At 68.6% G+C, this 10,285-nt stretch carries 11 protein-coding genes; 6 read left to right on the forward strand and 5 right to left on the reverse strand.

The window, feature by feature from the left end:
- Nucleotides 1-108: 108 nt before the first annotated feature.
- Nucleotides 109-495: a hypothetical protein gene (locus Q4C89_RS11895; RefSeq protein WP_303102831.1), complete on the forward strand. Its 387-nt coding sequence runs from the start codon at nt 109-111 to the stop codon at nt 493-495.
- 156 nt (nt 496-651) lie between these two features.
- Here Q4C89_RS11895 and Q4C89_RS11900 read toward each other — a convergent pair whose 3' ends face one another.
- A complete protein-coding gene (locus Q4C89_RS11900) occupies nt 652-1,131 on the reverse strand; it encodes a PaaI family thioesterase (RefSeq protein WP_303102832.1) in 480 nt (159 codons plus the stop codon).
- 78 nt (nt 1,132-1,209) lie between these two features.
- Nucleotides 1,210-2,142, reverse strand: coding sequence for a GTP-binding protein (locus Q4C89_RS11905; RefSeq protein ID WP_303102833.1), 933 nt, complete (start codon nt 2,140-2,142; stop codon nt 1,210-1,212).
- 95 nt (nt 2,143-2,237) lie between these two features.
- Here Q4C89_RS11905 and Q4C89_RS11910 point away from each other — a divergent pair, with 95 nt between their 5' ends.
- Entirely contained in the window at nt 2,238-2,807 is a 570-nt protein-coding gene (locus Q4C89_RS11910; protein ID WP_303102834.1) for an HNH endonuclease, read from the forward strand.
- Here Q4C89_RS11910 and Q4C89_RS11915 read toward each other — a convergent pair.
- Complete coding sequence (locus tag Q4C89_RS11915) at nt 2,792-4,435, reverse strand: diguanylate cyclase (RefSeq protein ID WP_303102835.1); 1,644 nt, start codon at nt 4,433-4,435, stop codon at nt 2,792-2,794. The two genes, Q4C89_RS11910 and Q4C89_RS11915, sit on opposite strands and share 16 nt — an antisense overlap.
- Before the next feature lie 165 nt (nt 4,436-4,600).
- On the opposite strand from Q4C89_RS11915, the gene dnaX reads away from it, so the two are divergent.
- The 4 genes from dnaX (at nt 4,601) to Q4C89_RS11935 (ending at nt 9,471) form a co-directional block, all read left to right on the forward strand.
- Nucleotides 4,601-6,829, forward strand: a complete 2,229-nt coding sequence (dnaX, locus tag Q4C89_RS11920) for a DNA polymerase III subunit gamma/tau (RefSeq protein ID WP_303102836.1) — start codon at nt 4,601-4,603, stop codon at nt 6,827-6,829.
- Nucleotides 6,830-6,890: 61 nt separating this feature from the next.
- Nucleotides 6,891-8,675 (forward strand): glycoside hydrolase family 10 protein, encoded by a 1,785-nt coding sequence (locus Q4C89_RS11925; protein ID WP_303102837.1) that lies wholly within the window; start codon nt 6,891-6,893, stop codon nt 8,673-8,675.
- A 22-nt stretch (nt 8,676-8,697) separates the two neighbouring features.
- On the forward strand, nt 8,698-9,198 hold the full coding sequence (locus tag Q4C89_RS11930) for a flavin reductase family protein (protein ID WP_303102838.1): 501 nt from the start codon (nt 8,698-8,700) through the stop codon (nt 9,196-9,198).
- 3 nt (nt 9,199-9,201) lie between these two features.
- Nucleotides 9,202-9,471, forward strand: a complete 270-nt coding sequence (locus Q4C89_RS11935) for a hypothetical protein (protein WP_303102839.1) — start codon at nt 9,202-9,204, stop codon at nt 9,469-9,471.
- 141 nt (nt 9,472-9,612) lie between these two features.
- Here Q4C89_RS11935 and Q4C89_RS11940 read toward each other — a convergent pair whose 3' ends face one another.
- Together Q4C89_RS11940 and Q4C89_RS11945 are read right to left on the reverse strand one after the other, a co-directional pair.
- Nucleotides 9,613-9,819: a PhnA domain-containing protein gene (locus Q4C89_RS11940; RefSeq protein ID WP_303102840.1), complete on the reverse strand. Its 207-nt coding sequence runs from the start codon at nt 9,817-9,819 to the stop codon at nt 9,613-9,615.
- Nucleotides 9,820-9,826: 7 nt separating this feature from the next.
- Nucleotides 9,827-10,285, reverse strand: a 459-nt coding sequence (locus Q4C89_RS11945; RefSeq protein WP_303102841.1) for an HAD-IC family P-type ATPase, incomplete at its 5' end; no start/stop codon positions are given.

Below are 10,285 nucleotides of genomic sequence, written 5' to 3' on the forward strand. Positions count from 1 at the left end.
CCCGCTACCGCGCCCTGACCTTCGGCATCGCAGGGCTGTGGGTAGGCGACAAGCGGTAAACCTGTCCGGGACGAAACTTTCCGGACGTGGGCAGCGTAGGAGTGGTGTATGCCGCTGCTGCCCGTTGCCCTGTACACCGCCCTCGCCTTCCTGTTCGGCCTCTGGCAAGTGGGCTGGAGCCCGGAACGGTTGCCGCTGTGGTTTTACGGTTATGCCCTGCTGGTGGGCTTTTTCTCGGCGCTGACTTTCCGGTTGCCCTCACTTGACCACGCCCAGCGCCCCTTTTGGCAACGCGTGGGCCTGCGCGGAAGCAGCATGTTGCCCGTTATGGCCCTGCTGTCAGTGGACACCGTCCTCAGCCAACCGGCGCATCTGGGACGTTGGGCGGCGGCGTGCGCCTTGGTGCTGCTGCTCAGTGGCCTGTTTTCCCTGTGGCTGGACAGGAAAAGTCAGCAGGGCAGCCGGGGGGCGCGGGTGCTCAAAGACTGGTTTTGACGCCTCCGCGCTCTACTCCCCTCCCAACAGCAGCTCCTCGAACGTCAGTCGTTCGGTCCCGTCCGTTGTCTGCTCACGCAGAGAGGCCGCTGCACTGCCCGCTGGCAGCTCCAAGTCACGCGACACGAACGCCCCGAAGGTTGGCAGGTCGGGCCATCACGCCCCGATGCTAATCACGTTGCAGGTGCAGCGGCACAGCGAGGTGGTGCGGCCCCGTTCGTCCTTCATCTCGATTTCCCAGACCATCAGCGATCGGCCCCGGTAGCTCAGGCGGGCTTCTCCCGTCACGAATCCTTCGGTCAGGCCGCGCACATGGGTGCCGCTGAGGTCCACCCCGACCGCCACCTGCCGCTGCGGGTCGAGGTTGAGCCACGAGCCGACACTGGCGAGTTCTTCGGCCAGGGCCAGGGTCGCGCCGCCGTGCAGCCGTCCGGCGGGCTGGCGGTTGCCCTCGACGGGCATGGTCGCCACGATGTTTTCCCGGCTCACCCGGACATAGCGAATGCCCAGCCGGGCACCCAGCGTTCCCGCCAAACCTTCTCCCTGCGGCCCGTTCATCTGCGCGGCCAGCTCCTCGGGGGTCAGGCGTTCCAGTTCCTCCGGGGTGGGCAGCGTCAGGTCAGGGTGCAGGGTCATGGGCCACATGCTACGGGATAAATGGGCTTTGAGCCATGAGCTTTGAGGTTTGGGCCGGAAAAAATCATGCCTCACGGTTCATGGCTCACGGCCCGTTTCCACCACGCACGCCGCGAACGCCGCCGCGTACTCTTCCTGCTCCAGCCCCCGCCCGATAAACACCAGTTCGCTGCCGCCGAGCGCGTCGTCCCAGGCGTCGGCAGTAAAGAGGTCGCGCACCGCCTGAAACAAAATCCTTTGCGGGTAGCCGTGCAGCGTCAGGAAGCCTTTGACGCGCAGCACCTCGGCAGGCCGCGCCAGGATGTGCGAGGTCATGAAGCGCTGCCACGCGTAGGGGTCGAGCGGGCCGTCCGTTCGCAGCGTGAAACTGCGCAGTCCCGGCGTGTGCTGCACCGGGGGCGCGCCCTCCAGCACGCGGGGGTCGAAGTCGCGGCGCGAAAGCAGCTTTTCGGCGTCTATCTGCCCCTGCTCCACCCGCACGATGTCCGCCAGCGGGTTGATGCCGCGCAACACGCCCTCGGCGTGGTCCAGGCGGGCGGGGTCGGCCAGGTCGGTCTTGTTCAGCACCACCAGCCCCGCGTAGGCGAGTTGGCGGGCCGCTTCGGGGTGGTCTTGCAGCGTTTGCAGGACGTGGCGGGCGTCCACCACCGCCACCAGCGAGGCCAGCGCGAAGGCCGCCCGCACCGCCGAATCGAGCAGAGTTGCCAGCACCGGGGTCGGGTCGGCCACGCCGCTCAGTTCGACAATCACGGCGTCGGGCTTTTGCTCGCGCATGGCAATCGTGACCAGGGCGCGCAGCAGGTCGTCGCGGCCCGTGCAGCACAGGCAGCCCGCCGTCAGCTCCTGCACGTCGTCTTCGAGTCGCTCGATCAGGCCGCCGTCCACGCCCGTCTGCCCGAACTCGTTGACGATGATGCCCAGGCGGTGCGGCAGCGAGCGCACCAGATGGTTGACCAGGGTGGTCTTGCCCGCGCCCAGAAAGCCGCCGATGACGATGACAGGAATGTGCATGGGGCTCAGGATAGGCCGACTGCGCTAGGCGCTGCCCCCACCCACTAAGCGTTCTGGCGCAACATTTTCCTGACCCACTTTTTCTACACTGAAGCATGAACACTCAGGCCCGGAAGGAGGAAACCCGAATACCCCCGCCCGCACCCGCCCGCATCGCGCCCGATCTGAGCGCCCCGCGTGTGCTGGTGCTGAACGCTTCGTATGAGCCTTTGCAGGTCACGAGCATCAAACGGGCCATTACGCTGCTGCAATACGGCGTGGCCGAAGTGCTCGAAGAGAGCCGCGACGTGATTCGCTCGCCCAGCACGGTCATGCAGGTGCCGAGCGTGATTCGGCTGCGTAGGTACGTGCGCCGCCCCCGCACCGAGGCCGTGCCCTTCAACCGCCGCAACGTGCTGCGCCGCGACCATTTCACCTGCCAGTACTGCGGCAGCCAGAACGAACTGACGCTCGACCATGTGCAGCCCCGGTCACGCGGCGGCAAGCACGGCTGGGACAACGTGGTGACCGCCTGCCGCGAGTGCAACCAGCGCAAGGGCAACCGCACCCCCGAGGAAGCCGCCATGCCGCTGCGAACCCTCCCGCACGCGCCCACCTTCGGCGTGTACGCGCACGGGCAATTTGCCCACTGGCAGCCCGAGTGGAGCGGCTACATCCGGGGCTGAGCCGGGGACTGGGGTTCGGGCGCAAAGAATTCTTCGGGTTCGAGCACCACGGTGCGGTTGCGCCCCCCCTCCTTGGCCTGATAGAGGGCCTGGTCCGCACGGCCCAGCAGTGAGACGGCGGTGTCGTCGGGCCGCGCCCGCGTGAGGCCCAGGCTGATGGTGACGGTATTGGGCGGGTCGTCCCAGCGCAGGCCCATGACCTGCTGGCGGAGCTGCTCGGCCAGGTTGTAGGCTTCGCGGTCACTCAGGTCTTCGGCGGCCAGCAGCAATTCCTCGCCACCGTAGCGGGCGGCGAAGGTCCGGCGGCCCGCTTGCTGAAAAAGCTGGGCGATGCGGCGCAGCACCTCGTCTCCGAACAGGTGCGAGTAGGTGTCGTTGATGCCCTTGAAGTGGTCTATGTCGGCCAGAATGACGTGCAGGCTGTGGCCCGTCAGGGTCAGTCGCCCGATGAGGCCAGGGAGCTTTTCCTCGATGGCGCGGCGGTTGTGCAGCCCCGTCAGGCTGTCGGTGCGGGCCTCATACTCGGCCTTCCGCAACCGTCCTTGCAGGGGGTCGCCCTTCAGCAGAACCGCGTCATGTGCCTCCTGCACGAACTCCATGTTCTCGCGGGTCAGGAGATGGTTGCGCCGCTGCAGCAGCGCGACGCGTTCCTTCTGGATTTCCAGCGCCCGCCGCCACTCGCCCAGGGCCTCGTAGCGGGCCGCCAGGACTTCGAGCAGTTCGCCGTCGGCCTCGGTGATGCCGCTTTTGCGGCTCAGGTCCAGGGCCTCGCGCAGCAGCGTTATGGCCTGTGCCGGGTCGTCGAGCAACCGGGCCAGGGCCAGCCGCGCCTTGATTTCGCCGTAGCAGTAGTGGCTCCGGGTGGAGGTGAGGGCGTCCCTGAGTTTCTGCTCGGCCTCGGCGTTGCGCCCTTGCTGCACCAGCCAGTCGGCCCAGAGCAGTTCGCGCTCGCAGTGGACGACCCAGGGAGACAGGGGGTCTTGCAGGTGGTCGGAGCGGCGCAGGCTCTGCTCGGCCATGTCCAGGTGTTCGGCGGTGTGCCCCGGCTGACCCAGCGTGCGGTGATGCTGTGCCAGGAGCAGGTTGGCGTGGGCGCGGGTCAACTCGCTGTAGACCTGCATCTCCGGGGCCAGGATCGAGAACTGGCTCAGACGGTCGAGGGTATGCAGCGCCTTTTCCGGTTCGTTCCAGAGGTTGTAGGCGGCGGCGACATTGATGATGATTCGCCCTGTCAGCGTTGGCGGAATGGCCCCGGCTTCCTGCTGAACAATCTGATACCCGGCCTGCAATTCCCGCATGGCGTCGCGTATCTCGCCGCGCATGACGTGCAGCAGCCCCAGGTTGTTGGCGGCCTTGACCCGCATCGCCGCGTCCCCGATGTCCTCGGCGAGCTGCTGGACCCGCAGCAACTTCTGGTGGGCCAGCTGGCTCAGACCCAGGTCAATTTCGATGGTCGCCTGAAAGTTGAGGGCTTGGGCCAGCAGGTCGGTTTCGCCGGAAGATTCGACAACGCGGGCGGCTTCTTGGACCCAGATGTAACTGCGTTCGAGCGAGCGTCCACACAGCCAACGTGCGGCAGCAAGGAGCCGGGCCGCACGGCTGAGGGGAGGGCCAGCTGGTGAGGGCATGGGGTCAATTTAACGCAGCGCCCTGGGGGCTTGGCAGTACATCAAGCTCGCCTTGGTGATACGCTCACACCGTAATCCTTTCCCTGGCCTGTACACTGAAGCCGTGAACGGGACCATGACGCGACAGCACCATCCCCCAGCGTCCTGCCCCCCCCGGAGGCGTCCATGAGCGCCATCTATCAGCGTGCCCGGCCTATTCGCTGGGAAGACATCGTGGGCCAGGAACACGTCAAGGACGTGCTGCGAACCGCGCTGGAGCAGGGGCGGGTGGGGCACGCCTACCTGTTTTCCGGCCCGCGTGGGGTGGGCAAGACGACCACCGCCCGCCTGATTGCCATGACCGCCAACTGCACGGGCGCTGGCCCCAAGCCCTGCGGCGAGTGCGAAAGCTGCATGGCAGTGCGGGCCGGGTCGCACCCCGACGTACTGGAAATCGACGCGGCGAGCAACAACAGCGTGGACGACGTGCGCGACCTGCGCGAAAAAGTCGGGCTGGCGGCCATGCGCGGCGGCAAGAAGATCTACATTCTCGACGAAGCACACATGATGTCGCGGGCGGCCTTCAACGCCCTGCTCAAGACGCTGGAAGAGCCGCCGGGCCACGTCATCTTCATCCTGGCGACCACCGAACCGGAAAAAATTATTCCTACCATCCTCTCGCGCTGCCAGCATTACCGCTTTCGCCGCCTGACGCCTGAAGAAATCGCGGGCAAACTGACGGGGCTGGTGCAGCAAGAAGGCGCCCGCGCCGACGCCGATGCCCTGCACCTGATTGGCCGACTGGCGGACGGGGCCATGCGCGACGGCGAAAGCCTGCTCGAACGGATGCTGGCGGCAGGCACCGCCGTGACCCGCGAGGGTGTAGAGGACGCCCTGGGCCTGCCCCCCAGCGAGCGGGTGCGCGGCGTGGCCTCGGCGCTGCTGGTCGGGGATGCGGGCGCGGCCCTGAGCGGCGCGGCGCAGCTTTACCGCGACGGATTCGCCGCCCGCACCGTGGTCGAGGGACTGGTGGCGGCCTTCGGAGCCGCGCTGCACGCCGAACTGGGCCTGGGCGGGGAAGGGCGGCTGGAGGGGGCCGAGGTGCCCCGGCTGCTCAAGCTGCAAGCCGCGTTGGATGAGCAGGAAAGCCGCTTTGCCCGCTCCGCCGACCAGCAGAGTCTGGAACTCGCGCTGACCCACGCCCTGCTCGCCGCCGATGGGGGAGGGGGCAGCGGCGCGGGGGCCTCGGCCAGTGTTCCGGCTGACCTGATGCAGCGGCTGAACCGCTTGGAAAAGGAACTCTCGGCCCTCAGAAGTGCGTCAGGAGCGGCCCGGCCTGCGGCGGCAGTGGCGGCGACCCCAGAACGTCGCCCGACAGCGCCACTCCGGGAAGAGGCCGGGGCCGCAGCTTCGGCGGCAAGCCCGGCGGCGGCCCCGCGTGGCGACTGGAGCAGCGTCATTTCGCGCAGTTCCATGCAGATGCGGGCTTTCCTCAAACCCGCGCGGCAGCACGCCGAGGCCGGGTATGTCAGCCTGACCTACGACGAGCGCAGCAGCTTTCACGCCAAACAGATTGCGGGCAAATTCGACGAACTGGCGGCGACGGTGGAACAGGTCTTTGGCCCGGTCACCTTCGAACTTATCGCCCCGGACGGTCTGGGCAGGCGGCGGGAGGCGGCGGGTCACACGACCGCTCCGGCTCCGGTGGCGCCCACGCCCATTCCAGCGGCGGCTCCTGCTCCGGCTCCCGCCCCCCCAGTCGACGACCTCCCCGATTTCGACCCCACGCCGCGCCGCGCTCCCCGGCGAGAGGCGGCACCCGCTCCGACTCCTGCGCCGGAAGGCCATTCGGGAGCCGTGCGCCCGCCGCCCCGTCCGCCCGTCAACCGCGCCGCGCCGCGTGAAACCCGCCTGAGTGACCCCCCCAGCCCCGACGACGCGGCCCCCGCGCCCCTGCCCGAAGTGGACATCCCCGGCTGGGAGGAAGACCCCGTCGCCGCGCCTGCCCCCGCGCCTGCCGATGCCCAGGGCGGGGACAGGGTGACGCCACCCACCGCCGCCCGCGAGTTGTACCTGGGTGAAATCATCACCGAGGAGCCGAACTGGGAGGATTTCGGGGCACCCATAGACGAGGCCGGACTGCCCGCGCTGGACGACGCGCCGTTTGCCGAGTACAGCGCCCCGCGCCCAGCCCCCCGGCCCGCGCCGCGTCCGGCTCCGGCACCGACCACGCCCGCCGAAACTGCCCCCTCCCGTCCAGGCGATATCCGCGCCCACCCCATGTTCGAGGATGTCAAAGGCCGTTTTCCGGGCCGGGTGCGCGAAATCGGCAAGAACCGTCGCCCCCAGGTCGCCCGCACCGGGGCAGCGGAAGAAGGCGGCGAGGACACGCCGGAAGACGCGGCAGAGGCTTGAGCGGGGCGGGGGCGATGCCCGCGTGCGCTAGCCTGCCGCCTGAACTATGTCGAATGTCTCCATGCGCCGCCTTGCCCTGAGTCTCGCCCTGGCGGGGTCGGTGCTGGCCCAGACTGCGCCGCCCGCCCCTACTGCGCCATCGGCCCCGGCCTTCGCCCGACTCGCGCAGTGGCTGCCCAAGCACGACTTTTTGCCGCTGCCCCTCTTTCCGCTGCCCAACCTGTGGCCTGTCGAGCTTCCGGCGGCTCCCGCAAGTGCCGACACCCGTCCTGGCGACCCGGCGGGCCAGGCACCCTCGCCCGACTTGCCTGTGCTGACCCCCTCTGACTCGGATTTGCCGCTGCCTGCGCTGGGCGGCGACCTGAGTACGCCCGTCACGGGGGCAGCGGTGCGCGGGCTGTGGGTGGACGCCTTCGGCCCTGGCCTGAAGACGCGGGCGCAGGTGCAGCAGACGGTGGAGGACGCCCTCGCGCTGGGCGTCAACACCCTGTTCGTGCAGGCCATTCGGCGCGGCGACTGCCTGTGCATGAAAAGCGGTCTGCCGCTCATCACCGACCAGGCGCTCGAAAAGGATTTCGACCCGCTGGCGGTCATCACCCGGCTGGCGCACGAGCGCGGTCTGAAGGTCATCGCCTGGGCCAGTGTGACGGGGGTGGCGAACGCCGCTGTGCCGAGTACCGCCCCCGGTCACGTCATGAAGACGCACGGGCCGAACAGCGGGGCGCAGTCGTGGCTGGCCCGCCGCGCCGACGGCTCCTGGCTGGAAGGGCGCGACGGCTGGCTGGACGCCGGGATTCCGGGAGCCGCCGATTTTATGGTGCAGAGCGTGGTGGGCCTCGTGCGAAATTACCCGGTGGACGGGCTGCAACTCGACCGCATCCGCTACCCCGACGGGGGCAACTGGGGCTACGACCCCAAAACGCTGGCCCGCTACCGCGCCGAGAGTGGGGCCAGCGGCACCCCCGCCGCGAGCGACCCGCGCTGGCAGGCCTGGAAACGTGAGCAGGTCACGGCCCTGGTGCGCCGCATCGCGCTGGAGGTCAAGTCGGTGCGGCCCGACGCCTGGATGAGTGCCGCCACCATCACCTACGGAGCGCCGCCCGCGCCCGGCGACCTGGCGGCCTTTGCGAAGTCCCGCACCATGACCGACGTGGCGCAGGACTGGCCCACCTGGGTGCAGCAGGGCCTCATCGAACTCAACGTGCCGATGAACTACAAGCGCGACGCCTTGCCCGAGCAGCGGGCGTGGTTCGACGGCTGGAACAGCTTTGCCGACAGTGTGCGCCGCCGCGCCGACGGGCAAAGCAGCGCCCTGGCCGCCGGAACCGCCCTCTACCTCAACCCCCCGGCCCAGAGCGCGGCGCAGGCCGAGCGCAGCGTGCGGGCGGGGCTGGGCTGGGTGGGGTACTCCTACCGCACGCCCACCCTCGGCGTCTACGAGGGCAAGGAAAGCCCCGCACAGGGCCGGGAGCTGGTGCGGGGGGCGCTGCGGGCCAAACCCGGCATCCTGCCCGCCGACCTGCGTTGGAACGAGGTGGCTCCCAGTGCGCGGGGGCTGCTGGGGCGCATTCAGGGTGCGGAGGTGCTGGGCGGTCAACGGGTCACGGCGTGGCAGGAAGGCCGCGAGGTGGCGCAGGTCAGAACCGACGGCAACGGCTACTACGGCTTCCTGATTCTTCCGGCGGGCCGCACCGAAATTCGGGTGGGCACCCAGAGCTGGACAGTCACGGTACCCGAGCGCGGCGTGGTGCGCGTGCCGGACTTGCTGCTGCGGCCCCTGCCGGGCGCGGCCCCGGCTCCTGCAGTGGTCAGCCCGGGAACGCCGCCTGCCGTCAAGCCGAAGTAGGCCGGGCGCTACACTGGGCCGCATGACCCACAATCCGGGCAACGACGCGACAGACGGTATTTCTCCCCTCGAATTCCGGCAGACCCTGGGCCGGTTCGCCAGTGGCGTGACCATCGTCACCGCGCAGGACGGCGAGGAGCGCCGGGGCATGACCGCCAGCGCCTTTGTCTCGGTCAGCCTGACGCCGCCGCTGATTCTGGTCAGCGTGGACAAGCGGGCGCACATGCACGCGCTGCTGGGCCAGGAGGACGTGACGCACTTCGGGGTCAATGTGCTGAGCGCGGCGCAGCGCCACCTCAGCGACCATTTCGCCGGGCGGCCCGGCCCCGACGAGCAGGTGCCCTGGTTCATGCACGAGCGCGTGCCCCTGATCGGCGGAACCATCGCGCAACTGGTCTGCCGCAAACACGAGGTCATCGAGGCGGGCGACCACACCCTCTATCTGGGCTTCGTGGAATACAGCCGCTACACCGACGACGACCCGCTGCTGTACTTCCGTGGGCAGTACCACGAACTGGGCTGAGGCGTGCCGACTTCGACGCTGCACCTGCTCATCACGCTGGCGCTGGCGGGCCTGACCCGGTTGGTGGCCTATCCCCTCGACATCGGTGGCGGGCGGGTGGTGGACGCTCTGGACGCCTTTTTGCTGATGTTCGCGCTGGTCAACCTGCGCCTGGGGTGGGCCGCCGCCAACGCCGAGCATGGAGGACGGGCGCCCGCGTGGTTCGTGGCGCTGGCGTTGCTGGCCGCCGCCGTCATCACCTTCGGGATGCTCTCGGCCCTCACGCCGCGCTGAAGGCGCTGAAATGAACGAACGGACTTTTCCCACCCTGGCGAACCAGTAGGCAACATGGGGGCCGCCGATTTACCCCGGCACGCTTCGCCGAATTCAAGCGGCGGCTGCGGGCCACCAAAGTCGAAGCCTATTGATTCCGGGTCACGCTTTTTTCAGATACATCGTCTTGAGCACCAGCGTGCTGCGGCCCTCTTTGACTTCCACCACGTCCTCGCCGTCTTCGGAGAGGCGGATGTTTTTGAAGACCTTGCCGCGCTTGAGGTCGGTGCCGCCCTTGACCTTCAAGTCCTTGATGACCATCACGCTGTCGCCCTCTGCGAGCGGGTTGCCGTTGGAATCCTTGACCATGGGCCGACTATTTCACGGCCAACGGAGGCTGGAAGCCCCGCAAACGCAGCGCGTTGCTCAGCACGAACACGCTGCTCAGGCCCATCGCGGCGGCGGCCAGCATGGGCGAAAGGTTCAGGCCAAAGCCGCTCAGCACCCCCGCCGCCACCGGAATCAGAATGATGTTGTAGGCGAAGGCCCAGAAGAGGTTCATCTTGATGTTGCCGATCACGGCGCGGCTCAGGGCAATAGCGTTGGGCACGCCGCGCAGGTCGCCCGACATCAGCACCACGTCGGCGGTTTCTACGGCCACGTCGGTGCCGGTGCCGATCGCCACGCCCACGTCGGCCCCAGCCAGTGCGGGCGCGTCGTTGATGCCGTCGCCCACGAAGGCCACCCGCTTGCCACCCGCCTGCAATTCGTCCACGGCCTGCGCTTTGCCTTCGGGCAGCACTTCCGCCAGCACCCGCCCGATGCCCGCTTCCCG

The organism is Deinococcus sp., from assembly GCF_030523985.1.
Classification (GTDB): Bacteria; Deinococcota; Deinococci; order Deinococcales; family Deinococcaceae; genus Deinococcus.